The organism is Pantoea sp. X-Soil-ISGK-421 (assembly GCF_059730785.1).
In genome coordinates, this window is record NZ_AP035980.1 from 35,517 (window position 1) to 60,636 (window position 25,120).

At 54.2% G+C, this 25,120-nt stretch carries 23 protein-coding genes; 15 read left to right on the forward strand and 8 right to left on the reverse strand.

Translation table 11 applies throughout. The features are described 5' to 3' along the window. Positions 1-11: 11 nt before the first annotated feature. The 5 genes from AC6I8K_RS18955 to AC6I8K_RS18975 are packed head-to-tail and all read left to right on the forward strand — an operon-like array spanning position 12 to position 6,416. Positions 12-1,625 carry an ABC transporter substrate-binding protein gene (locus tag AC6I8K_RS18955; RefSeq protein ID WP_497827281.1) on the forward strand — a complete coding sequence of 538 codons (1,614 nt, stop codon included), beginning with the start codon at positions 12-14 and terminating at the stop codon, positions 1,623-1,625. A gap of 13 nt (positions 1,626-1,638) precedes the next feature. Then, positions 1,639-2,631 carry an ABC transporter permease gene (locus tag AC6I8K_RS18960; RefSeq protein ID WP_497827282.1) on the forward strand — a complete coding sequence of 331 codons (993 nt, stop codon included), beginning with the start codon at positions 1,639-1,641 and terminating at the stop codon, positions 2,629-2,631. Next, positions 2,628-3,461, forward strand: coding sequence for an ABC transporter permease (locus AC6I8K_RS18965; protein ID WP_483818126.1), 834 nt, complete (start codon positions 2,628-2,630; stop codon positions 3,459-3,461). Before AC6I8K_RS18960 ends, AC6I8K_RS18965 begins: the two co-directional genes overlap by 4 nt. Continuing rightward, complete coding sequence (locus AC6I8K_RS18970; RefSeq protein ID WP_497827283.1) at positions 3,458-5,065, forward strand: dipeptide ABC transporter ATP-binding protein; 1,608 nt, start codon at positions 3,458-3,460, stop codon at positions 5,063-5,065. The genes AC6I8K_RS18965 and AC6I8K_RS18970 overlap by 4 nt, the downstream gene beginning before the upstream one ends. Positions 5,066-5,075: 10 nt before the next feature. Then, complete coding sequence (locus AC6I8K_RS18975; protein ID WP_483818124.1) at positions 5,076-6,416, forward strand: LLM class flavin-dependent oxidoreductase; 1,341 nt, start codon at positions 5,076-5,078, stop codon at positions 6,414-6,416. Between the two features lie 84 nt (positions 6,417-6,500). Here the strand turns inward: AC6I8K_RS18975 and AC6I8K_RS18980 are convergent, their stop codons facing one another. Next, positions 6,501-7,286 carry a phosphate/phosphite/phosphonate ABC transporter substrate-binding protein gene (locus AC6I8K_RS18980; protein ID WP_483818123.1) on the reverse strand — a complete coding sequence of 262 codons (786 nt, stop codon included), beginning with the start codon at positions 7,284-7,286 and terminating at the stop codon, positions 6,501-6,503. Then, the gene (locus AC6I8K_RS18985; RefSeq protein WP_483818122.1) at positions 7,183-8,250 is read right to left on the reverse strand and encodes a fatty acid desaturase; all 1,068 of its coding nucleotides are present in this window, start codon (positions 8,248-8,250) and stop codon (positions 7,183-7,185) included. The genes AC6I8K_RS18980 and AC6I8K_RS18985 overlap by 104 nt, the downstream gene beginning before the upstream one ends. Positions 8,251-8,454: 204 nt before the next feature. Between AC6I8K_RS18985 and AC6I8K_RS18990 the strand changes: the two genes are divergently transcribed. From AC6I8K_RS18990 to AC6I8K_RS19010, 5 genes are all read left to right on the forward strand, one after another. Beyond that, positions 8,455-9,477, forward strand: coding sequence for an LLM class flavin-dependent oxidoreductase (locus AC6I8K_RS18990; protein ID WP_483818121.1), 1,023 nt, complete (start codon positions 8,455-8,457; stop codon positions 9,475-9,477). A 228-nt stretch (positions 9,478-9,705) separates the two neighbouring features. Continuing rightward, positions 9,706-9,891, forward strand: coding sequence for a hypothetical protein (locus AC6I8K_RS18995; protein WP_497827284.1), 186 nt, complete (start codon positions 9,706-9,708; stop codon positions 9,889-9,891). A 14-nt stretch (positions 9,892-9,905) separates the two neighbouring features. Next, the gene (locus AC6I8K_RS19000) at positions 9,906-11,012 is read left to right on the forward strand and encodes an ABC transporter substrate-binding protein (RefSeq protein ID WP_497827285.1); all 1,107 of its coding nucleotides are present in this window, start codon (positions 9,906-9,908) and stop codon (positions 11,010-11,012) included. A gap of 210 nt (positions 11,013-11,222) precedes the next feature. Continuing rightward, on the forward strand, positions 11,223-12,443 hold the full coding sequence (gene zigA / locus AC6I8K_RS19005) for a zinc metallochaperone GTPase ZigA (RefSeq protein ID WP_497827286.1): 1,221 nt from the start codon (positions 11,223-11,225) through the stop codon (positions 12,441-12,443). A gap of 259 nt (positions 12,444-12,702) precedes the next feature. Next, a complete protein-coding gene (locus tag AC6I8K_RS19010; protein ID WP_064741418.1) occupies positions 12,703-13,524 on the forward strand; it encodes a Cof-type HAD-IIB family hydrolase in 822 nt (273 codons plus the stop codon). Between the two features lie 46 nt (positions 13,525-13,570). On the opposite strand, the gene AC6I8K_RS19015 is transcribed toward AC6I8K_RS19010, so the two are convergent. Next, positions 13,571-14,458: an SDR family oxidoreductase gene (locus AC6I8K_RS19015; RefSeq protein WP_497827287.1), complete on the reverse strand. Its 888-nt coding sequence runs from the start codon at positions 14,456-14,458 to the stop codon at positions 13,571-13,573. A gap of 103 nt (positions 14,459-14,561) precedes the next feature. Between AC6I8K_RS19015 and AC6I8K_RS19020 the strand changes: the two genes are divergently transcribed. Then, positions 14,562-15,386, forward strand: coding sequence for a helix-turn-helix transcriptional regulator (locus tag AC6I8K_RS19020; protein WP_497827288.1), 825 nt, complete (start codon positions 14,562-14,564; stop codon positions 15,384-15,386). Here AC6I8K_RS19020 and AC6I8K_RS19025 read toward each other — a convergent pair. Beyond that, on the reverse strand, positions 15,328-15,759 hold the full coding sequence (locus AC6I8K_RS19025; protein WP_497827289.1) for a winged helix-turn-helix transcriptional regulator: 432 nt from the start codon (positions 15,757-15,759) through the stop codon (positions 15,328-15,330). The two genes, AC6I8K_RS19020 and AC6I8K_RS19025, sit on opposite strands and share 59 nt — an antisense overlap. Before the next feature lie 111 nt (positions 15,760-15,870). Here AC6I8K_RS19025 and AC6I8K_RS19030 point away from each other — a divergent pair, with 111 nt between their 5' ends. From AC6I8K_RS19030 to AC6I8K_RS19045, 4 genes are all read left to right on the forward strand, one after another. Beyond that, the gene (locus AC6I8K_RS19030) at positions 15,871-16,920 is read left to right on the forward strand and encodes an NAD(P)-dependent alcohol dehydrogenase (protein WP_497827290.1); all 1,050 of its coding nucleotides are present in this window, start codon (positions 15,871-15,873) and stop codon (positions 16,918-16,920) included. A 412-nt stretch (positions 16,921-17,332) separates the two neighbouring features. Next, a complete protein-coding gene (locus AC6I8K_RS19035; RefSeq protein ID WP_483818115.1) occupies positions 17,333-17,725 on the forward strand; it encodes an FAD synthase family protein in 393 nt (130 codons plus the stop codon). Between the two features lie 231 nt (positions 17,726-17,956). Beyond that, positions 17,957-19,792 (forward strand): methyl-accepting chemotaxis protein, encoded by a 1,836-nt coding sequence (locus AC6I8K_RS19040; protein ID WP_497827291.1) that lies wholly within the window; start codon positions 17,957-17,959, stop codon positions 19,790-19,792. 176 nt (positions 19,793-19,968) lie between these two features. Then, a complete protein-coding gene (locus tag AC6I8K_RS19045) occupies positions 19,969-21,045 on the forward strand; it encodes a diguanylate cyclase (protein WP_483818113.1) in 1,077 nt (358 codons plus the stop codon). Position 21,046: 1 nt separating this feature from the next. Here the strand turns inward: AC6I8K_RS19045 and AC6I8K_RS19050 are convergent, their stop codons facing one another. From AC6I8K_RS19050 to AC6I8K_RS19065, 4 genes are all read right to left on the reverse strand, one after another. Beyond that, positions 21,047-21,508, reverse strand: coding sequence for an OsmC family protein (locus AC6I8K_RS19050; protein WP_483818112.1), 462 nt, complete (start codon positions 21,506-21,508; stop codon positions 21,047-21,049). A gap of 1,513 nt (positions 21,509-23,021) precedes the next feature. After that, positions 23,022-23,306: a biofilm development regulator YmgB/AriR family protein gene (locus tag AC6I8K_RS19055; protein ID WP_483818111.1), complete on the reverse strand. Its 285-nt coding sequence runs from the start codon at positions 23,304-23,306 to the stop codon at positions 23,022-23,024. Positions 23,307-23,943: 637 nt separating this feature from the next. Continuing rightward, a complete protein-coding gene (locus tag AC6I8K_RS19060; RefSeq protein ID WP_483818110.1) occupies positions 23,944-24,213 on the reverse strand; it encodes a hypothetical protein in 270 nt (89 codons plus the stop codon). A 600-nt stretch (positions 24,214-24,813) separates the two neighbouring features. After that, positions 24,814-25,074: a hypothetical protein gene (locus AC6I8K_RS19065; protein ID WP_483818109.1), complete on the reverse strand. Its 261-nt coding sequence runs from the start codon at positions 25,072-25,074 to the stop codon at positions 24,814-24,816. Between the last annotated feature and the right edge of the window lie 46 nt (positions 25,075-25,120).

Here is a 25,120-nt window from a genome sequence, read left to right on the forward strand (position 1 = left end):
TCAAGGATCTTATGAAAGCGAATGCAATTACTCTCGTGCTGGGTGTGACCTGCCTGCTGGGAAGCACAGCGTTATTCGCTGCGGAGCAACCGCGCAGCGGCGGCAGTTTAACTTTCGGCGTAGAAACCGAGCCCGTGCCGTTTAACCCGCAGTTGAATGGCCAATCCAAAGCGGAAGTGACGCTGCGCAACGTGTGGGAATCGCTGCTGGCGCGGCGTACCGACGGCAGCTTCGTGCCGTGGCTGGCGGAGAGCTTTCACGTCAGCCCGGACGGCAAAGCGTATCGCTTTACCCTGCGCCGCGATGTCACCTTCTCCAACGGCGAAAAATTGGATGCCAACGCGGTGGCCGAGAATTTCCGCCATGTGCAGGATGTAACGTATTGCGCCGGTAGCAGCATCTGCGCGTTGGGTGCCCGCATTGCCAGCGTGGAGACGCCAGACGATTACACCGTCACCATCACGTTGAAACAAGGCTATTCACCGTTCCTGTCTTTTGCCGCCAAATTGCAAATTCTGGCGCCAGCCAGCTGGAACTCACCGCAGCTCAAAGCGGGTGGTAAAGAGATTGCCGGTACCGGGCCGTTTATTATCGAGAGCTACGAAAAAGGCCAGCAGGTGACTTTCGTACGTAATCCGCACTACAACTGGGCGCCCGCCACGGCTAAACATCAGGGTCCAGCCTATCTGGAACGTGTTACCTATCGTTTCTTGCCCGAATCCTCGGTGCGCACCGGCGCGCTGCTGTCCGGTCAGCTGGACGCGATTGAAGGCATCTCCGGCAATGACGCCGGTGAGTTCAAAGACAATCCCGATTTTACTTATCAGCATGCGCTGAATACCGGCACGCCGTATTCGCTATTCCTCAACGTGGAATATGGCCCCACGCAGGATGTGAAAGTGCGTCAGGCGCTGTTGCAGGGGCTGGATATCGGTCCGCTGCTCAAGTCGGTGTATCGCGGTGAACGCACCCGCGCGTGGGGCATCACCTCGCCGGTCGATCCGCTCTACAACAACGATCTCGAAGGCCAGTACGGCAACGATCCTGACGCCGCGAATAAGCTATTGGACGAAGCCGGTTGGCAAACACGCGACAGCGATGGCTTCCGCAGTAAACAGGGCCAGCGTTTAAGCATTGAAGTGATTCAGGCGCAGGCCACGGTGCGCGACCAGCGCGATGTGCTGTTGCAGGCGATTCAGGCGCAGGCGCGTCAGCGTCTCGGCGTAGAGATTAAACTGCGCTATGTCGATTCCGGCACCTACACCGACGTACGCAACACCGGCCACTTCGGCTCGATTGCCAACTCCAACACCGAAACCGACGGCATTGATATCGAAAACCACTATCGTCTGGTGAAAGCTGGCGGGCCGATTAACTACAGCCGCGTCAACAGCCCGCAAATCAACGGCTGGCTCGATCAAGCCGCAGCGACGCTGGATATCAATCAGCGGCGTAAATTCTACAGCCAGCTGCAGCAATATGCGCTGCCGCAACAGGCGCTGGCGATTCCGTTATATGAACCCGAAGACCAGATCGCCACCGCCAGCTACGTGCACGGTGCCGGTTTCCGCAGTTTTAAACAGATGCCGGAGAACGCGTACGACATCTGGCTTAGCGACCACTAATCAGGAGGCGAAGATGAGTCTGGAAAGCATTGTCACCCGTACGCCACGCGCGCGTCGGCCATCGGTGTGGCGCAGTGACCTGACGCGCCGCATCGTCAGCCGTCTGCTGGGGGGCGTATTGGTGCTGTGGGCGGCGGTGTCGCTGGCCTTTCTCGGCGTGCATCTGGCGCCGGGCGATATTGTCAGCCTGCTAATCGGTGAGCAGCTGCGCACCCCGGCGATTGAGGCGGCGATTCGCGCTGAATGGGGACTGAACGAACCGCTGTGGTGGCAATATCTGCACTACATGTGGCGTGTGCTACACGGCGATTTTGGTCGTTCTTACATGCTGAACACCGAAGTCAGCCACCTCCTGGCAACGCAGTTGTGGCCAACCCTCAAACTGACGCTGGCGGCGCTGCTGGTTAGCATCCTGTTTGCGGTGGTGATTGCCGTCGGCACGGCGCATCGTCGCATTGGTCGCCGCGTGGCTAACGGGATTGAACTGTTGCTGGCGTCCACGCCGTCTTTCTGGATGGGCATCGTGCTGCTGTTTATTTTCAGCTTCACGCTGCGCTGGTTCCCGGTAGCGGGCGATCGTTCGCTGTCATCGCTGGTGCTGCCCGCGCTGGCGCTCGGTCTGGCGCAGGGGGCGGTGATTGCCCAACTGCTGCGCCGCGAGCTGGAGCGCGCGCTGGATGCCCCCTTTACTCTTACGCTGCGCGCGTGGGGCGTGGGGGAAACCACCATTCGGCTGCGTCACGCGCTACGTCATGCGGCGCTGCCGGCGGTGACCTTGACCGGCTGGCTGGTGGGCGGATTGCTGAGCGGCGCGGTGATTACCGAGCAGGTATTTGGTCGTCCGGGCCTCGGCAAACTCACCGTCGATGCGGTGCTGGCGCAGGATCTGCCGGTGGTGCTGGCGGTGGCGATTCTCTCGGCGCTGATCTACGTGGTGATGAGCACCCTGGTTGACATCCTGTCGCTGTGGATTGATCCGCGTCTGCGTGGGGAGAGCAAATCATGATAGCTGCACTGCAACGCCTGCCTGTTGCGCTGCCCGCGGCGGTGTGGGCGGCGATACTGTTTCTCATGGTGTTGGCTGTCGCAGTCATCGCGCCACAGTGGCTGGCGCACAGCGATCCCTTACTGGCCGATCCGGTTAACGCTCAGCTGCCGCCGTCAGCGCAGCATTGGCTTGGCACCGATCAGCTGGGCCGCGATTTGCTGACGCGCGTCATCTACGGTAGCCGCTATTCGCTGCTGATCAGCGTGGCGGCGATGGCGTTGGCGGTGGTGTTTGGCACGTTGCTGGGATTGGCAGCGGCGCTGGCGCGGGGCGTGGTTGATGAGCTGCTGAGCCGCGCAGTAGATGTGATTTCCGCCTTTCCCGATCTGCTGCTGGCGCTGATGCTGATCGCGTTTACCGGGCCCGGCACCAACAACCTGATCATTGCGCTCGGCGTTGCTTCCATTCCACGTTTTGCCCGCGTGGTGCGGGCACAAACCTACAGCGTGATGACCTCCGGCTTCGTCGAGCAGGCGCGCACTTTTGGCTTGTCACGCGTCACGCTGATTACACGCCATATTCTGCCGCACGCCATTGCGCAGGTGCCGGCGCTGGCCACGCTCGGGCTTGGCACGGCGATTATCGGCACCGCCGGACTGAGTTTCCTTGGCATGGGGCCACAGCCGCCGACCGCCGAATGGGGTCTGATGCTGGCGGAAGGACGCAACTACCTGCGCAACGCGTGGTGGATCGCCGTATGGCCGGGGGTGTTCATCACGCTGACAGTGATTGCAGTGAATACGCTGGGCCGTTACTGGCAGGCACGTTTTGAAGGACGATCCGCATGAGCCAGCCGTTTATTGATATCCAGAATCTCTCGATCCGTTTCGGGCCGCAGCAGGTGGTGAAAAACCTCAACCTGCAGGTCTCGGCGGGTGAATCGGTGGCGTTGGTCGGTGAATCCGGCTCCGGCAAAACCCTGACCGCGCGCAGTCTGCTTGGCCTGCTGCCGGAAGGCGCCATCATCACCGCCGACCGCTTCACCATTGACGGTCGTGATATGCGCAATGCCAGCCGCAGCGACTGGCGCGCGCTGCGCGGTCGCCGCATTGGCTATGTGTTGCAGGACGCGCTGGTATCGCTCGATCCACTGCGCCGCATCGGCCAGCAGCTGAGTGATGCTTTACGCGCCGCTGGTCATCGCGACAATCTGCAGGACAAAAGCCTCGAACTGCTGAAATCGGCGGGTATTCACGATGCCGAAAGTCGGCTCCAACGCTATCCGCATCAGCTCTCGGGCGGCCAGCGCCAGCGTGCCTTAATTGCGACCGCGCTGGCCGGTACGCCAACGTTATTGATCGCCGATGAACCGACCACCGCGCTGGATATGACGGTGCAGCGGCAGATTCTGCAACTGCTGGCGCAGCGCCGCCGCGACGGTCACGGCCTGCTGCTGATCAGCCACGATTTGGCGGTGGTAGCGGAGCTGGCGGATCGCGTGCTGGTGATGCGCGATGGCGAAGTAGTAGAGCAGGGTAACAGCGGCGCGTTGCTCAATCGTCCACAGCACGCCTGGACGCAGCGCCTGCTGCGTGCGGTGCCGACGCCCGCCACGCGCGGTTTGCGGCTCAGCGCGGCAGAGCCGACGCCGCTGCCGTCGCGGCCGACACGCAGCAGCATACCGCTGCTGGAGGGTATCGGCCTGCATAAAGCTTACGGCGGTCGTCCGGTGCTCAAGGACATTAACTTCACGCTGCACGCCGGGGAGACGCTTGGCGTGGTCGGCGAATCCGGCTCCGGTAAAACCTCGCTGGTGAAAGTGGTGATGGGCTTAACCGAACCGGACAGCGGCACCCTGCTGCTGGAAGGTGAGCGCTGGGATCGCCTGCCCGAGAAAGCACGTCGCGCCCGGCGTGCGCGCCTGCAGCTGATCGCGCAGGACCCGTTCAGCTCCTTCGATCCACGTTACACGGTGGAAAAAATCATTGGCGAAAGCCTCGATAGCGCGGGGATTTACGGTGATGCGCGCCGTCAGCGCGTGCGCCAGTTGCTCGATGAAGTGCAGCTCGGCGACCGCTTCCTGCAGCGTTATCCGCAACAGCTTTCCGGCGGCCAGCGTCAGCGCGTGGCGATTGCGCGCGCCTTCGCACCGAATCCGGCGCTGCTGGTGGCCGATGAGCCGGTCAGCGCGCTCGATGTATCCGTGCAGGCGCAAGTGCTGGATCTGCTGGCTGATATGCAGGCCGAACATGCCACCGCGCTGCTGTTTATCTCTCACGATCTTGGCGTGATCCAACATCTGGCGGACCGCGTGCTGGTGATGCAGAACGGGCAAGTGGTAGAGAGCGGGGCGTTGCAGCAGGTGTTCACCGCGCCGCAGCATCCGTGGACGCAAAAACTGTTACAGGCGCTGCCGGTCATTCCTGACTGGCAGCCCGCGAATGCCTATTAAGGAGAGCAGCATGAGTCAGACACAACGCCAGCTACGGCTGGGCGCGATTATTCAGGGCGTTTCCGGCAACATGTCGGCATGGCGTCATCCCGATGCAGTCGCAGATGCCAGCATTAATATCGATTACGTGCTGGATCTGGCGCGCAAAGCCGAGCAGGCGAAGATCGATTTCCTGTTTGTCGCCGATGGTTTGTACATCACGCCGCAGTCGATTCCGCACTTCCTCAACCGTTTTGAGCCGATCACCTTGCTGTCGGCGCTGTCGCTGGTCACGCAAAAAATTGGTCTGGTCGCGACGCTTTCAACCTCCTACAGCGAGCCGTTTACCGTGGCGCGCCAGTTCGCCAGTCTCGATCATCTGAGCGGCGGTCGCGTCGGTTGGAACGTGGTGACATCGCCGCTGGAAGGTTCGGCGAAAAACTTTTCACGCAGCACGCATCCGGAACACGACGAGCGCTACCGCGTGGCTAGCGAATATTTGCAGGTGGTGAAAGGGCTGTGGGATTCGTGGGAAGGTGATGCCTTTGTGCGTGACAAACAGAGCGGAGAATTCTTCGCCGCCGACAAGCTGCACACGCTCAACCACCAGGGACACTACTTCTCGGTGCAGGGACCGCTTAACGTGGGTCGCTCACCGCAGGGTCGCCCGATTGTGTTCCAGGCGGGCGCCTCGGAAGCGGGCAAAGCCTTTGCCGCCGAAGCCGCCGATGCCATCTATACACGTCAGGAAACGCTGGAGCAGGCGCGCGAATTCCGCGAAGACGTACGCAGCAGGCTGGTGGCGCGCGGTCGCGATGCCGATGATATTCGTGTGTTCCAGGGCATCAGCGTGATTATCGGGGAAACGGAAGATGACGCTGAACGCCGTTATCAACAAACCGCCGAGCTGGTGACCATCGATAAAGCGCTGGAGTATCTTGGCCGCTATTTCGAGCATCACGATTTCAGTCAATACGCGCTGGATGCACCCTTCCCAGATATTGGCGAGTTGGGTGCTAACAGCTTCCGCAGTACCACCAACAAGATTAAACACAACGCGCGCGAACGCGGTTTAACGCTGCGCCAGGCGGCGCTGGAAGAAGCGACGCCGCGACCGAGTTTCCTTGGTACGGCGGAGCAGGTTGCGGAAGGGTTGGCAAACTGGTTCATACAGGGCGCGACAGACGGTTTTATCGTGCGTGGCGGCACACCAACGGCGTTTGACGATTTTGTGGCGCAGGTGATCCCGCTGTTGCAGGCGCGGGGTATTTATCGCAAAGCGTATGAAGGCGAGACGCTGCGCGAGAACCTGGGGTTGGCCGAGCCAGAAAACCAGTTCGCGGTACAGCGCAATAGTCAGCAGGTTGCGTAAAGGTCAAAAGAGCGCGATGAATGGCGCCGCTACGGATAGGTGCATTATTTTGTAGCGGCGCAATTTATTGCGCATCCTTGATGATTACAACGCCGTTACGCCCAGCGCCGCGGCGCGATCCTTCCACTCCCGTACTTCGTTATAAAACGCGCGATCGGTGACGCTGAATCCGCTAATCAAACTCTCATCAAGCAGATCCTGATAACGCCGATCGCTGGTCAATTCTTTCAGCGCACTGCGCAGTTTCTCGACGGTTGCCGCATCAGTTTTGGCCGATGTGATCAGCGGCAGCGCGGCGCACAACGGCGTTTCGCCGATGATCTCTAGCCCCGCCAGCTCGTGCGGGTAATTGCGGCGTAGCAGTGCCCAGGTGATGCAATCGATCGCCGCGATATCGGCATCGCCCTCCCGCAGCACCGCCAGTGACTGACGATGGCTGCCGCTAAAACGGGTTTCGCTGAAGAATTTTTCCGCCTGCGCCAGCGGCGCAATCACGTAGCGCAGCGAGTTGAAACCGGAGTGGGAATCGTTGCTGTTGCACACCGCACGCCGTCCGCGAAAATCGCTCAGCGTCAGGTTTTCATCTTCGCTGCGCGCCACTAACCAGCTGCGATAGCGTTGGCCGTCGCAGCCCTGGGCGCTTGAATGAAAGGTGCCGACCAGTTGCACATCGGCCAGCTGTTCCACCAGCGGATACCCGCAGGTTTGGCTCAGCAGCAGCTGGTCATCGCGCCAGTGCGGCAGTAAATCCTGCGGCCAGGTGACCTCAGCTTGCACGCCGCGTTGTTGCAGCAGCGTCGTTAGCGCTGAGGTCAGGCCGATCGTAGCCTGATGATTGATGTCGTACATCGGTAACGAAATGATGGGCATCCTGTGCATCCTTTTGCCTACCCGGATGGGCATTAACCTCGACCGATTTGCGCCAGAAGCGGGTTATCCACTCGCCATAACCGGCGACGCGAAAACCGTGATTACGTTGGTAGTAGCCATCGCGATACAGCAAATAGACTTTGCGTAATCCGTACCACGGCAAACCGGGCAGATCGTGATGTACAGAATGATAGTTGAGATTGAGGAACAGCAAGCGCCACGGCAAGGCGGCTTCGTTATTCACCGAGCGTGCCAGCGGTTCTTCTTCGGCGCGATGCTCGTAGAAGGATCGCACTTTGGTCAGCATCAGCGCCGGATAACTCACCGTCAGGACGAACCCTGGCGGCGAAAAGCCTTGCTGTGTCATCCAGTAAAACAGCCCGCTTAATAACGTGAGATGGGTGATCCACATCGCCATGGCCGGTTTATCGCGTTGGGTAAAAGCCTTCACCAGGATTTTGAGTGTGGCGGCCATATCCAGCAGCGGTCCCAGCACTAAGCGGCCAGGAAAGGTATTGCGCAGATGAATGATCTGCTGCTGCCACCGCTTCAGCTGCGCCCAGCGCTCGGGAGAAATATAGTACGTTTCGGGATCGTCATCGGGATCGGTCAAGGTGTGATTGCGATGGTGCGCCAGATGCGAGTCGCGATACAAACCATACGGATACCACACCGCCAACGGCAGCGTGCCGAACAGCTGGTTGAGTCGGGGGAAGCGCGTCGGGTGACCGTGAATCAATTCGTGCTGCAACGACATATACCATGTCGTAAAAAGGATCAGCAGTAACGTGCTCAACGTTACTCCCAGCGTTTGCCAGTAGACAATGCTGGCGAACCAGCCGCCATAGACCGCCGCCATTAACAGCCACGTCGGCAACTCGCTGCGCCACAGCCAGCTACGCGCCAATTGATGCACCTGGTCGCGCTGTTGTGTACTGAGATAGGCGGATGTCCCTTTACTCATGGAGAAGCCGAACCTGTAAACAGTGATTAGGCCTCCGACGATGCGTGATCCCCGTGATGAACACAAAGAATCTCTTTTTCTTACTTATGCAAAAAAGTTGATGAAGCGCGCGAAATCTATTGGCTATCAGTCACCTCGTCTGTGGCGTAACCTTGCGGTATTGAAAACGTTTGGGCCTGCGCGGCTCACGAGGAGAATTTCAGCATGAAAAATATTGGCTTCTTATCCTTTGGTCACTGGACCCCATCATCGCAATCCGCCACCCGTTCGGCGCAGGACGTCCTGCTGCAATCGATTGATTTAGCGGTCGCTGCCGAAGAGTTAGGTGCCGATGGCGCTTACTTCCGCGTGCACCATTTTGCACGTCAGTTGAGCTCGCCGTTCCCGCTGCTGGCGGCGGTGGGTGCGCGTACCAAAAAGATCGAAATTGGTACTGGCGTGATCGATATGCGTTACGAAAACCCGCTGTATATGGCGGAAGATGCCGGTGCGGCGGATCTGATTTCTCATGGTCGTTTGCAACTGGGTCTTAGCCGCGGCTCGCCGGAGCAGGTTATTGAAGGCTATCGCTATTTTGGCTTTGATCCAAAGAACGGTGAAAGCGATGCCGATATGGGCCGTCGTCATACTGAGGAACTGCTGGAAGTGCTACGCGGTGAAGGTTTTGCCAAGCCGAATCCACAGCCGATGTTCCCTAATCCGCCGGGCTTGCTGCGTCTTGAGCCGTTCTCGGCGGGTTTGCGTGAGCGCATCTGGTGGGGTTCTGGTTCTAACGCGACATCCATCTGGGCAGCGCAGCAGGGCATGAACCTGCAAAGCTCCACCCTGAAAGATGATGAAACCGGCGAACCATTCCACGTGCAGCAGGCAAAACAGATTCGTGCTTATCGTCAGGCATGGGAAGCGGCGGGCCATCAGCGTACGCCGCGTGTTTCGGTGAGCCGAAGCATCTTTGCGCTGACCAATGACACCGACCGCGCCTACTTTGGTCGCAGTGGACAGGATCAGGATTCCGTTGGTTTCCTCGATGAGAAAACCCGCGCTATTTTTGGTCGCAGCTACGCAGCCGAGCCGGATCAGCTGATCAAACAGCTGGCGCAAGATGAAGGGATTGCTGAAGCCGATACGCTGCTGCTGACCATTCCAAACCAATTAGGCGTGGATTATTGTGCGCATGTGATTGAAAGCATTCTGACCCACGTGGCACCGGAGCTGGGCTGGCGTTGAGTTTCAAAGGGCGCAGCCATGCGCACCTGATGTTTCTGCCAATTATAGCGGCGCGATTTATCGCGCCGTTTTTTTTATTGGGCGGAATGTTTGCTGGAAAACGCGCGATTCATTGCACCGCTGCGGGGTTGTGAACCGGTTAATACCTCATCAAAATGCTGTTTTCAGTGAATCTGTGATGCAAAAATCATCCTCCATTAGCGGCGTATCCGGCAACAAAAGATAGGCATGCTGAGCGTCCACATTATTGAGGCGCAGATGCTGTTGCAGGCATTGAATGCGTCAGGCCAGAAATTGTCTGAAATACCGCACTCCTTTACAGGTAAAAATCCGTTACAACTGATTCCAGAGGCGTTTATTTTCGCCGCTTCAGGTTGTGTTAAGGTAATTGATAATAATAACTATTCTTTTTAACACGGAGTGATGGGATGAAAACGCGCTTGCTTTTGGCATTGGGATTATTGGCTTCCACGGCGGCGGCTGCCTCCAGCTATCCGCTGACCGTCACCGATATGGACGGCAACACGCAAACCATTAATAAAGAACCCCAACACATCATTCTGCAGGATGGCCGCGATATTTTGACGCTGGCGCTGCTGGATCGTGACGATCCCTTTAAGCGTGTGGTGGCGTGGAATAATCTGCCGAAAAAACAGGACACCCAAACCTGGGATGTACTGAAAGGGCGCTGGCCTGAAGCAACGAAAATTGTCGATATGGGCTTTAACGATCAGGGCCAGGTTAATCTCGAAAGCGTGCTGGCGCAGAAACCCGATTTGATGATTGCACAGCTGCGCGCCAAACCGGCGTTACAGCAATCGGGCGTGCTCGATACGTTGCAGAATCTGCATATTCCGGTGGTGTTCGTGGATTATGAATTGCATCCCGCGCAGAACACCGCGCCGAGCGTTACGCTGATCGGCAAAGTGTTGAACCGCGAAACCCAGGCCAAGGCTTATACCGATTTCTATCAGCAGAAATTCGCGCGTATTACCCAAGGTGTGGCGAAAGTGAAAAATAAGCCGACGGTGTTTATTGAACCGATTGCCGGGAACAGTGACAACTGCTGCTTTACGCACAGCCACAATGGCTGGGGCGGATTGGTGGAAGCGGTGGGCGGCAAAAATATCGGTTCTGAACTGCTGCCGGGCAACGCCGGGTTTGTCGCGCTGGAAAAAATCATCGCGATGAAACCGGATGTGTACATCATGACCGGTTCAAAGCGTCCGAATGCCAATGTGCTGCCGTTTGGTTATGGTGTGCAGCCGCAGGAAGTGAAAGCCACCTTCCAGACGTTGCTGAAGCGCACCGGCCTGGCACAAATCGAGCCGGTGAAGCAGGGCCGCGTGTACGGCGTATATCACCACTTCTATAACCATCCGTACAACATCATCGGTATGGAAATTTTGGCGAAAGATCTCTATCCGCAACAATTTGCCGATCTGACGCCTAACGCGGATTTCCGCACTATCGTTAAAAAATTCACAACGTTGCCGGATAATGCGATCGCGTTGAGTTACCCAAACAACCAGTAATTGGTCATATAAGTATCGCAGCGGCGCCATTCACTGCGCGATGAATGGCGCCGCTACGCAATGTGCGGTGAGTGAAGGGTTTCATGGTAACCCCTCGACCAATCAACATTCCTCAATGACAAGGTTAGATGTTATGTTATAACATAACTAAAAACAGCATTGCGCGTATGCTTATACGCCTTGTGAACCTTGTCATTCAGAGGAGTTACTATGTCCGCGTTATCCCCAACCCACGATGGTTTTAAAAAGCTTCCCGTCACTGTGCTCTCTGGCTTTCTCGGCGCGGGCAAGACCACGCTGCTCAACCATATTCTGAATAACCGCGAAGGACGCCGCGTGGCGGTGATCGTCAATGATATGTCAGAAGTGAATATTGATGCCGCGTTGGTGCGCGAAGGCGGGGCAGAGCTGTCACGTACCGACGAAAAGCTGGTGGAAATGAGCAACGGCTGCATCTGCTGCACGCTGCGCGAAGATCTGCTGTTGGAGGTCAATCGCCTGGCAAAAGAGGGCCGCTTTGATCACTTAGTGATCGAATCAACCGGCATTTCTGAACCGCTGCCGGTGGCGGAGACCTTCACCTTTGCCGATGAAGACGGGCAAAGTTTGTCTGCAGTCGCCTCGCTCGACACCATGGTGACGGTGGTCGATGGCTTTAACTTCCTGCGTGACTATGAATCGAATGAAAGCATTCAATCACGTGGAGAATCGCTGGGCGCTGAAGATGAGCGTACGGTGGTGGATTTGCTGGTCGATCAAATCGAGTTCTGCGATGTGCTGATTCTCAATAAAACCGACCTGATTAGCGAGACGGAAAAAACGCGACTGATGGCGATCCTGACGTCGCTCAATCCGCGCGCCAACGTCATCACCGCTGAGTTCGGCAAAGTGGGGCTGGATCAGGTTCTCAACACCGGTTTGTTTGATTTTGATGCCGCCGCGCAGGCGCCAGGCTGGCTGCAGGAATTACGTGGCGAACACACGCCCGAAACGGAAGAGTACGGCATTCGTAACTTCGTGTTCCGCGCGCGTCGTCCGTTCCATCCGATGCGCTTTTCTCACGTCATAGAAAACGAGATGCGCGGCGTGGTGCGTTCTAAAGGCTACTTCTGGCTCGCCAGTCGTCCGCGTCATGCCGGTTCATGGTCGCAGGCGGGCGGCGTTTCACGTCAGGGATTGGCCGGCATGTGGTGGGCCAGCGTACCCAAAGACCGCTGGCCGGACGATGCGGAAAACCTTGAATACATCTTAGAGAACTGGGTTGACGGTAGCGGCGACGCGCGTCAGGAACTGGTGTTTATCGGCATTGAAATGGATGAAACCGCGCTGCGGGAGAGGCTGGAAAGCGCGTTATTAACGGATGAGGAAATGGCGCTCGGACCCAATAACTGGGTTGGATTCCCCGATCCGTTCCAGCCTTGGTTTGACTGATGGCGTGTATCATTGGGAGATTGCTCAGTCTCCCTAACCCTTTCATCATGTTACCGCCATCCCTTCCGCGCTATCTCTCTCAAACGGTGCTCATATTCTGTACCTGGATCAGGGAAAAAGGCACCGCTTTACAGTAAAAGACGGACTGGAAATCTCTGAAAGCGGTTAACAAACTCATTATTAACATTCTCAATAATCCACACCGCGAGTAAGCTTAACAAAACCTTTTTAAAGCCGAATGAGCAAACGGGAGAGCAAAATGGCAGTAAAAATGATTGCGGTGGATATGGATGGCACTTTTCTCGATGACAATAAACAGTACAACGCGCAGCGCTTTGCGCGTCAGTACGCGTTGCTGAAAGAGAAGGGCATTCGTTTCGTGGTCGCCAGCGGCAATCAGTATTATCAGTTGCTGCGCTACTTTCCTGACATCAAAGATGAGATCGCTTTTGTCGCGGAAAACGGCGCCTGGGTTTCTGACAGCAATGAAGAGATCTTCTGCGGTGAACTGGCGCCGGAGCGCGTGCATCAAATCCTTGATATTCTCGCCAAAGAGCCAGACATCAGCACGGTGGTCTGCGGCCGCAACGGTGCGTACGTACACACGTCGATGTCCGACGAAGTGATCGCCATGCTGGCGAATCATTATCATCGTCTGGAAAAGCGCGACAACCTGTACGATATCGATGACACCATTTTTAAGTTCTCACTGAATCTGGCGCATGAAGGCGTTGATGCCTTGATGGCGCGTTTGCACGCTGAACTGGGCGCGATTGAAAACATCATGCATCCGGTATCCAGTGGCTTTGGTTTTGTTGACTTGATTATTCCCGGCTGCCACAAAGCGCACGGCATTGCGCTACTGCAGGAAAAATGGGGCATCGATGATTGTGAAGTGGTGGCGGTAGGTGACAGCGCCAACGACATCGAAATGCTGCGTCAGGCTTGCTACAGCTTCTCGATGGCGAACGCTGCAGCCCCGGTTAGCGCCGTGTCGCGTTACAGAACCGAAAGCAATAATGACGAAGGCGCGCTTAACGTGATTGCGCGCATTCTGGCGCGAGAAGTCCCGTTTGGTTGAGAGATTTTCAGGTGCGCAAAATGCGCACCTGTCATCTCAGCGGCGCTTAACTGAAATATCCCGCCTCACGCATATCCTGCAGTAACCCCGGCCTGCTCGGCTGCCAGTTAAACGTCTGACGCGTCCAGGTGCTGGATGACGGATTATCGGTAGAGGCAAAAAAGGCCATCCAGCCTAACCACTCTTTGGCTTCTTCTGACGTCAGACTTTTCACCGGTAACGCTAATCCGGCGCCGATGGTTTCGGCAATCTGTCGGAACGGCACGCCTTCTTCCTGAACCGCATGCAAAATCGCCCCAGGCTCAGCCCGTTCAGCGGCGAGACAAAACAGCTCAGCTGCATCGTCACGATGTACCGCAGGCCAGCGATTATCCCCATCACCGACATACACCGCGGCACCTTTCTCTTTCGCCATATTAATAATCATCGGAATAAAACCGTGATCGCCGGCACCATGCACCGTCGGCGGTAAGCGCACCAGCGCCACACGCACACCGCTTTCGGCTAGCGCCAGCGCGGCCACGTTAGAATTTGAACGTGGATGCGCACCCGGTGCCGGACGAATCTGTTCAGTGGCGAGACGTCCTGGCGACACTAACGCAGTGCCGGTGGTGACAATCAGCGGTCGATCGGATCCTGCCAATACGTCACCCATTGCCAGAATGGCGCGTTGATCGACGTCGGCGGCATGATCCATACGGCTGAAATCGTGGATATAACCGGCATGGATCACGCCATCGCTCTGTTCCACCGCCTTCCGCAGCCCGACGAGATCTTGCAAATCGCCGCGAATCACCTGCACACCTTGCTGCTGCAGTTTTTCTGCGGAAGCCTCGCTGCGCGCCAGACCTTGCACCTCATAACCGCGTGCCTGCAGTTTTTTCACAATGGCGGAACCGATAAAACCGCTCGCCCCGGTCACAAAAATTCGCATATTCCTGCTCCACTTTTTCAAAGTTGAAGCACTATCATAAAAGGCTGTGACACGGCGAAAAGTCGTGAGCTTATACAGGTATATGCACTAACAGGATAAAGGCATGACTCAGCAAGATGACAACGTGCTCGGCAACTATCTGCGCGAACGCCGCCAGCGACTGGATGCGGCGAAACTCGGCTACACCTTGCTGCGCCGCCGGACGCCGGGCCTGCGCCGGGAAGAAGTGGCGGTGCGCGCCTGCGTCAGCACCACGTGGTATACCTGGCTGGAGCAGGGCAGAGGGGGGGCGCCCTCTGAAGAAGTGCTGGAACGTTTAGCCCGTGCGTTAGAGCTCAGTGCCGCCGAGCGCGATCATCTGTTTTTACTGGCACAAAATCGGCTGCCTGGCGTGACATGGCAAGCGGGCGTGGATGTTTCGCCTTCGCTACAGCGCGTACTTGATAGCATGGAGAACACGCCTGCGCTGGTCAAAACAGCTGAATGGCAGGTCGTGGCGTGGAACCGTGCAGCGACCAAAGTGTTTGTTGATTATGCCGAGCTGCCGCCCGCCCAGCGTAATATCCTGTTGATGATGTTTCGCAACGAAGAGATGAAAAAGCGTCTACCGGATTGGCATAAAGTCACGCATGGCATGGTGGCCAACTTCCGCGCGGACGTGGCGCGGACCGGTGCTAGCGAGCATGTGCGCGCGCTGGTGGATGAGCTGTGCGAAATGAGCGATACCTTCCGCCAGCTGTGGCAATCGCAGGAAGTGAGTCAGCATGGCGAAGGTATCAAACAGCTGTGGCTGCCTGATGAAGGCGTGTTGGAGCTGGAATACAGCACCTTCGCGGTTGAAGGCAAGCCCGGTCTAAGTTTAGTGGTGTTTAATCCGCGCCAGCAGCACGATAGGGATTGTGTGTCGCGGCTAATGGCGCGTCCGTAGCGGCGCGATAGTGGGCTTCCATCGCATCCAGCGCCGCCTGATTTTCCAGTCCCCACTGATACATCTGCTCGATCGGCACCGCAAACGTCATGCCAAGCGGTGTTAAGCGATAATCAACTTTCGGCGGCACCACATCATAAACGTGGCGGGCAATCAGCCCGCGTTGCTCCAGCTCCCTCAGCGTCTGAAACAGCATCTTCTTTGAAATCCCCTGCAGGCTGCGCTGTAACTCGCCGGTGCGCGCGCGATGATTGGGCCAGTGATAGAGAGCGTGCAGAACCATGCTGCTCCATTTCACCGAAAACAGATCCATCAAGCGTCGCGGCGGCGAATCCGCATAAAAAAACAGTTTACCGTCAACTATTGCGGGCATCGCTTGCGTCTCCTCTGTGGTTACCAAATGGTAACTACTATCAATTTTGCACCATGTTCACTATAGTCTGCCGCCTTCAGCTAGCCATAGCCAGCTCATTTCGGAGGCACTATGAAAATCAATGCATTAGTCGCACACGACGCGGCCAAACCGCTCTCTTCCAGCCAAATCGCGCTGCGCCCGCTGCAGCAGCAGGATGTCAAAATTGAAATTCTGTATTGCGGGGTATGCCATTCGGACCTGCATATGGCACGCAACGAATGGGCGGTAAGTCGCTATCCGCTGGTGCCGGGGCATGAAATCGTTGGACGCGTAGTGGAAACCGGCGCGGACGTAACGAATTTCACCACTGGCGATATTGTCGGCGTGGGCGTGATGGTCGATTCCTGCCGTGAATGTCATTTCTGCCAACAGAAAGAAGAGCAGTATTGTGAATCTGGCTTTGTCGCAACGTATAACGGCATTGATAAATATACTGGCGACAGCACGTGGGGCGGATACGCGCAAAATGTAGTGGTCGATCAGCACTTCGTGGTGTCCGTGCCGCAAACTTTACCCTTAGCTGGCGTTGCGCCGCTGCTCTGTGCAGGCGTGACCGTATGGTCGCCGCTGCGTTACTTTAACGTGAAGGCCGGTGATAAAGTTGGCGTAGTCGGTTTGGGCGGCTTAGGTCATATGGCTGTTAAGCTGGCCAGCGCAATGGGCGCGGAAGTGACGCTGTTCACCACTTCACCGGCGAAAGGTGAAGATGCGCTGCGCTTAGGCGCTACGCGCGTGGTGGTATCACGCGATGCGGAGCAGATGGCTGCCGCGCAAACTTCACTGGATTTCATTGTGGACTGCGTGTCGGCACCACACGATCTCGATCCTTACCTTGCTACGCTGAAAACCAATGGTCGCTTGGTGCTGGTCGGCATACCTGAGCAACCGCATCACTCTCCTAATGTCACGCCGATGGTGAATCGTCGCTTGAGCATTAGCGGATCGTCGATTGGTAGCATTCAGGAAACCCAGGAAATGCTGGATTTCTGTGGCCTGCACAATATCACTGCCGATATCGAACTGATTGCTGGTGAAGAGATCGAAACGGCCTTCGCACGTATGTTGAAGGGCGATGTGAAGTACCGTTTCGTTATCGATATGCAAGCAACCCATTGGTAAAACACTTATCGCCTGCGCTTGTAAGCCGGCGATTTCATCCTGAAATCGCCGGGGTAAATATGTTCATTGCATTGATATAATGGAGGTTTACCGCTTAACCGGCTGTATCAGCTCGCCAGAGAGAAATAGCGCATATAGTTACAACATACTTTAACGTGTTAGATTAATAGCACCTTGCTTTAACTCTGTTGCGACCAGCCGGTTCAACAGCAAAAACGCGGTTTTTATGCTCAAGTGTGGCAATCCACCCATTCGAGATTTCTTATTTAACCGCATCAGTCATTTCCGCTTTAGTGGAAGTTTTGCTTCCGCTTAAAACAGGTTTTACTCCTATCCAATTGAAAATAAATCTTAATTTTTATGGCATGTAAATTGCTCTATAGGGATTTAACGTATAATCGATATCATAGCCATGAAAAAAATTATCACTTTCGGAACCTTTGATGTGTTCCATGTCGGGCATTTACATATCTTACAGCGCGCAAAAAAGCTGGGTGACTGGCTAGCCGTTGGGGTCTCTTCCGATGCCTTGAACTTTCACAAAAAAGGGCGCTGTCCCGTTTATGATGAAAATGACAGAATGTCGATTATCGCGGGAATTAAATATGTCGATGTGGTTTTTCTGGAAGAATCGCTGGAATTGAAGGCTGACTATATTAAAAAATATAACGCCGATACCTTGGTGATGGGCGATGACTGGAAAGGGAAGTTTGATAAATTTTCTTCACTCGCTGAAGTCATCTATTTAGAACGCACCCCTTCAGTATCGACAACCTCTTTGATTGAAGTAATCAAAAAGTATTAACGCTTCAATTAAAAAGCCGTTAATTCACAGCGTTTGATGCGGTTATCGGGCCCTGTTTGTTTATCAACCCGTCAGCGCCGCGGGCTTGCCTTAAAAAACCTATTTGCTGTTTTCAGCGGCGCGTCACATCCTGCAATTACTTTTCGCACAATCCTTAATAAACATTTCCCACACCGCTCCGATAACTGCTTTTGAAACTTTACAAAAACAACAAACGCAGGAGCAGGGAACATGGGACTGGTATCCCGATTACGTAATGTGCGCATCACGCGTAAGCTGTCGGCAGGATTCGGTATGGTGCTGTTGTTAGTGGCGCTGGCGACTGGGTTGAGCGTGCAGCGCTTCAATGCTATTCACGATATCTATCAGAAAACCAACCTGATTTATGACATCAACATTGAAGTGTTCCAGGCCAAAATTAATCGCCTCAAATATCTCTATGGCGATGACAAATCCGGTCAGGTGATGGCGAATTACGTCACACATGCGCAGCAACTCACCCGCGAAGCGAACCAGCTTTCATGGTCGGATGGCGCCAGAGTGCGGATGGATGAACTCGGCACGCACCTCGCCAGTTTCCAGAGCAGCATTGGCGCCATGACGCAAGCCACGCAGCAACTCAATAGCCTGCGCGCGCAACTCGATTCCTTAAGCCAGCAAGACATGACCTCGCGCTACACCCAACTGATTCGCACCCCTGTTACCCATCCTGAACTCACCAATCAAATTTATGAGCAGCTTTTCGCCATTAGCAACGTGCGCGAAGAAGCCTGGGCGCTGCGTTTTAACGTCAGCGATGCGCTGCGTAAAACGCTGGAGAATCATTTCCAACAGGCCGATCAGGGTATGAACGCGTTGCTGGCGCAGTTGCCGCCGGAACAGCAGGGCGGATTTACCGCGCTGTGGCAGGATACTGAAAAATTTAAAGGCCTCAGCCTGCAAGCGGCGGATGCTTATGGCCAGCTGGTTGCTGCAGAGAATACGGTAAAAGTCGCTGGCGATAAGAGCAGTGCGGCCATCAAACAGATTATTACCATCGTCAAAGCGCGCAATGATGAACTGGCTAACGGCTCAGCGGCGATGTCATTGCTGATTGGTGGACTGGCGATTCTGTTTGGCATTTTGGTGGCGTGGTACATCATTCGCCAAATTACACGTCCGGTGTTTCATAACCTTGAACTGGCAGAGCGTATTGCCAATGGCGATCTCAGTTCACAGTTTGCTACCGATCGCCATGATGAACTCGGCAAATTGACCTCGGCGATGGGGCGCATGAATGAACGACTGCGCAGCATGATCGGTGATGTGCTGACCAGTGTGAGCAGCGTGTCGCAGGCGGCGAGCGCTATTAATCAGGGTAACCTTGATCTGTCATCGCGCACCGAACAACAAGCGGCGGCGGTGGTAGAAACCGCTGCCAGCATGGAGCAGCTGACCGCAACGGTGAAAAACAACGCCGCCAATGCGCGTCAGGCAAGTCAGATTGCCGCTGAGGCCTCGCAAAACGCCAATAAAGGCGGCATCGCCGTGCGTGATGTGGTGAACACCATGGGTGAAATTTCCGAAAGCTCGAAGAAGATCGCCGATATCACCGCGGTAATTAACAGCATCGCTTTCCAGACCAATATCCTTGCGTTAAACGCGGCGGTGGAAGCGGCGCGAGCGGGCGAGCAGGGACGAGGCTTCGCCGTGGTGGCCAGCGAAGTACGCAATCTGGCGCAGCGCAGTGCCGGTGCGGCGAAAGATATTGAGCAGCTCATCAGCGAATCAGTCGGACGCATCAGCAACGGGCACCAGCAAGTGGCGCGCGCGGGTGAAACCATGGACCACATTCTCGGCAGCATCGCGCGCGTGAATGAAATCATGGAAGAGATTTCAGCGGCGTCAGATGAACAGAGCCGCGGCATCGAGCAGATTGCCCGTGCGGTGGGCGAGCTGGATGCCACCACGCAACAGAATGCCACGCTGGTTAGCGCCTCTTCCCATTCGGCGAATTCGCTGGAAGAGCAGGCGATGATGCTGGAACGGCTGGTGGCACAATTCCGCTTACAGGGTGCTGCTCGCTAGAAAAAGTCACAGTGGAAGTCGGTCCAGATGGTCTTCCACTGTCTTTGATTAAAGCGGAATGTGTGCTTTTTATTCGGTTACATGATTGCAAGGTAAATATTCTTAAAATAAAGCGATCCGCTGCTACTTTTTCCCGTTAAACTGCAATTCTTGTCGCCCTGATACCTCTCTCGTGCATGAACTATTACTCACCTGACGATAGCCATTTGAAGCGGCGCTCTCAACGCTTCGTACGCCGCATGTTTATCATGCGCCAGCTCGGCACGATTTTATGTTTTTTCCCGATTCTCTCGGTAATGATGGAGAGGGATCGTGGCCTGGCGTTTAGCGCCCTGTTATTTTTGAACGCTTTTCTCTGGCCGTGGCTGGCCTATCGCCGCGCACTGCGTGCCGAAGATTCCACGACCACCGAGCGGCACAACTTGACGCTCGATGCCGCATTTGGCGGCATATGGGTGGCGCTAATGGCGTTGAGCCCGCTGCCCTCATTTATCATCATGGCGGTGCTGGCATCCGATCGCTATGCCGCAGGCGGACCTGCACAATTGATTGCTGCAATGCAGGCGTTTCTTTGCGCGTTTATATTGGTTTGGTTGGTAGATGGTGCGGACGTCAATCTCACATTCAGTCTGCGAACCGTTTGGCTCAGTTTGCCGCTAGCAACCTGCTACATGCTGGTTCTGAGCGTTACCTCGTACAATCTCACCTGGCAACTGCGCAAACGTAACCGCGAGCTGGAACGCATTGCGCTAATGGATCCCGGTCTGGAAATCCCTAATCGCCGTCTGTTTGAGCGGCGGCTGGAAAGTGAATTTCTCAGTACGCGGCGCGGCGATAGCGCGGGTTATTTGCTGCTGATGGATCTCGATTATTTCAAATCGGTCAACGATACGTGGGGGCACGAAGCGGGAGATTTTTTGCTGGCGGAGATCTCCACGCTGCTGCGCAATTCTGTAGGATTACAGGATATCCCTGCGCGTTTTGGCGGCGATGAGTTGGGCGTGATTGTACATCATGCCAACGACGAATCAGTGATGGCGCTGGCGCAACGCTTGCGAGAAAAGATTGCGCAGGTGCGCTTACCGGCATCGGCAGAGTATCGTTGTTCGGTGAGTATAGGTATTGCGTCGGCAGCCCATGCGGAGTCGATTCGTCACTGGCTGCGCCACGCTGATGAAGCGCTATATGAGGTGAAACGCGCCGGACGCAACGGTGTGCGCGTTTGGCAACCGTCGCTTGCCGGCGCGGCCTGAATTACCCGAATTCGGGTTCGCAGTACACAGGAACGTTCAGCGAGTTAGCGATAAAACAGGCCTCATGGGCTTGATGATGCAGTTCACGCGCGCGATCCGCATCCGCCGGATCGCGCAGTGTAATGCGCGGTTTCAGCGTGATGCGGGTAAACCGGCCACGCGTCCCTTCAATCATTGTCCCTTCCGCCGCATCCTCATACGCTTCTACGACAATGCCGGCGTCAGAACACAGATGCAGATACCACAATTTGTGGCAGGCTGAGGCCGAAGCCAGCAGCAACTCCTCCGGGTTCCAGCGCGTTGCATCCCCGCGAAACGCCGGGTCGGCGCTCAGCGCCACCGTCTCTTTGCCTGCGGCAATCAGCTCAGCGTTACGATCGTAAGCGGTATAGGAAGCAGTGCCTTTGCCGCGGTTGCCTGTCCAGCGCACCGTGACCTGATAATGGTGTTCCTGTGCTGCCATTTTTGACGCTCCTTTCGTATGAACATTACTGCAGCAGACTATCACGCAGCGCCTATTACCAAATCCTCAAAATTTTCTTTTTTCCGTCTCGCAGAGGGAGATCAAACTGGCGGCTTCATCGCTGGCGTTGCTAATGGGCGTGGCGATGCTGCAGATATCCATCAATCACAGTAGAGTGATGACACAGCTGAAGTTAGCCATATTGAACGTCATTTTAATGAGTAAAGCGTGGGTGACCGTACGGTGGCGTTATTTTTTCAAAGATATGATGGCACGGATATTGGGAAAGTTTATGGCATGGCAAAATATTTTAACGTTCGTTAAGGTCATTAATAAACGAAGCGGTTTCATTAATATAAACATGTAAAATGAATGACTGTATTGAATGGGTGAATAAAAAATAATTTCCGTGCATTTTTTTAAATTTTCTATAAATTGACCTGGCGGTCCTCACCGCACGTAACGAATGATGCTTTGCATCGCCTCTGAAAGCGTTAAGGATTTCCACTTTCAGAGGTAATTTTTTACCTGCTATACCTGCACGGTAAGATAAATCATATCAGGAATATTCATCGGTTTTAAATTAGCCCTAATAAAGCGTTCCAGTTTTGATAACATGGCGTAACTTTAATATGGGGCTTATTGATTGTCTTATAAGTGCATAAGGTTTTTAGGCAACAGAATTTAGGCAAATCTAATAAGTAACAGAGATTGTATTTTATGTCAGGTGCGCAACTCAATTTCAGGAAAAGCATGAATCACCCGCTGATGACACTGTCTGAACGGGAGCTGAACGTGCGGTAATGCGTTCATCGTTATGTGGATTTAGCGTTACATGAAAAACAGCGGTGAAGTAAACGTTTGCGATATTCGCATCGGCGAGGCCGTAAAAGCACTGCCAGCCGAAAAAGCCATGATCTCGCGACGAGCACGCCTTTTAACTCGATGTGCTGTGCAATTGCCTTGAAATCGTTGTGGGCCGCACGCCTGACGATGAAGGCCAAACATCTTGCCCACCACCACGTTTCCGGCGGGGTGAGAGGTATGAAATCCCCGCCAGTTAAGATGTTCGTCTAGTCGGATGTTGGTCAGAAAGATTTAATGGTATACTGTATATATGTCCACTGAAATCTGGAGTTCATTTGAGCGATGACACAACTGTGCAAGACATCCACGCCATCATTGGGGCAGCCGTCACTCGCCTGCTAACACCAGACCAACATCTTAAGCTTCACCAACTCATTGCTGAACTGCAGCTGATGAAGGTTCACTCTGCCGGAGTGGAGAGGCGTGATGTTTGTGAACGAGCCATTAGACTACTTGCGCAGCAGATGCACTGAGCGTAAATACGCGGAATACCATGCTCTGCCATCCCTAAGACGTTCAGCTGACATGCGTGAGATTACCCAATACGTGTGAAGTCGCAGGGTTAACTCTCTCCAGCTCGCCTCAACGAGTCATCCATTTTGCATGTATGCATCGCTCTGTTCTCTGAGATTTCACTGCTCATGAGTTACCAGTAAAAGTATGCCCAGCGATCTTCCTCACCCGGGGTAGAACCGACCACGATTTTTAATGCGTTGAGTAGCACATCAAGTTGCAGTGGATCAGAGGTGACCTCGATTTCCGTAATGAGGCGCAAAATGATGGCACTGTTAGTCACGCTCATACCCTGGCTAACTAACTGTTGCACTACGGCGTCGACAATAGCTGTTTCCGCAGAAAATTTGTCACCTGCATTGTGGAGATGATGAGCGACGTCTTTTTCACCGGACGTAAACTGTGTAGTTTGTTGCATTTTCTCTCCCCTTTTGTCAGATATTCCTGAAGCAACATTTACTTAAGCTTGTACTTTATACGCCCCACATCCCGGGGCACTCAGGATAGAAATCTGTGTTCAAGCACCGAAAAGCCATCCAGCGTTAAATTTAGAACATATTGCTGTTATTACCTGTCTTTTTACTCCCAATAGTCTTACGGCGAGGATTCTTGTCTGCCTGCAGGATGTCTAAAACCATTTTACCCAGAGTTTCTTGCTGAGCTGGGGCCGTTCACTTGCGGGAATAATGCCCGATACCGCTGGCATTATCCGGCTATTTAGACATCTCTGGACGCAGGCGAACCTCGTAAGAGATTGAAATAGAGTCGAACCTGTTTGAGCATAAAGTTAGACAACATACCAAAACTTGTACAGAAATTACTGTTATGTACAGGTGCGTTTTTAGCGAAAAAATGCTTATCTTTTATTATCAATCAATTACAGTAGAGTAAATGGTGAAAAGATAGGCATTTCTTGTCTTCCAAAGGGAAAGTCTGCGCGCAAAAGGGGGATTTATCGGTAGGAAATGAAAGGCCAGGAGTGAGATAGGGAGGATGTCGATTGATTACGGAGCGCCCTGAGGCGCGTCCTCTGATGGAATCAGGCCGGGCGTTATTTAGCTATTTCTGCCTGGCGCCTGTACGTGACCGGATCCGGCAAGCCAGCGTAACTCTTCACGATTTCGTGGAGACGTATTGACGAAGCTTTTTAGCCAGCGCCTTGCCTCAGCAATCTGTGCAAGTCTGTAATCGCTAACGTCGTATTCGGCCATGGTGCCCAACTCTGTAATCAGTGAATCAATGTTGATTTCTTTCTGGCTGGTGGCAAGGTTAAACACTGCTTCGCCAATAATGATGTGCCCTTGTTCTTCATCATGAAATAACACTGTGTTTCCTCCAATAAATTTGTGGTAACCACAGTGGACAGTGTAGTAACAAACCTCATCATGTTCCTGTCTAAATCCAAGGGCAGTGATTTTATACCTTTATTTCGAACTTTGTAACAGTGAAAGGTTACTTCCAACTTGTTGATAAGTAAGTTAAATAAAAAGCATTATTTACATGTCGCATTTTTTATAAAGAATAGTCTCAATTTGTTATGGCCTTATTTGAAATCGTTTTCAAACCAAACGGTAGCTAAAATTACAAGATTTCTTATCCAAACATCATTAATAAGCGAATAAATATTACCAAAATAAGTAAGGGGCATGCATCCTTACAAAGTTGCAATAGCGCTGACATGAGGTAAATTTCAGAAGGTCATTTAAAACCGCTAAAGCTAAAAATACACATACCGCCATCCGCTGTTTAATCAAACGAAATCAGCCAGTTTGGTTTAGGAGTCGCGTTTAAGAGACAAGAGGGTATTTGATAGGGTAGAGAGTGTCGTCCCTGACATATTCTCCGGCCGGTACACGTTTAAACGTGACCGCTGAGGTCATCTTCGTCGTCGTCTTCCGGCCAGAGCCGGACTACGTCCTTTGGCGTCAGTTCGTCTCGTCGTTAAGGCCTGCAAGCGTCTGCAGGTAAGGCACATGTCGCACAGCACGCTCGGGCTCATCAAAACTCTTCAGCCAGTTGCTTGCTTCAGAAATATCAGACAACCGTGCATCGCTGCCGCCAGCATTTGCCATATAGTCAAGTTCGTCAATTAGCGAATGAACACTCACCACTCGTTGACCTAATGCGATGCTTAATGCCGCTTCGCCAATAATGACGTAGCCTTTCTCGTCGTGTTGAAAAGACATAATACATCCTCCATTTAACGTTTATGACAACCTCAACACCAACTGT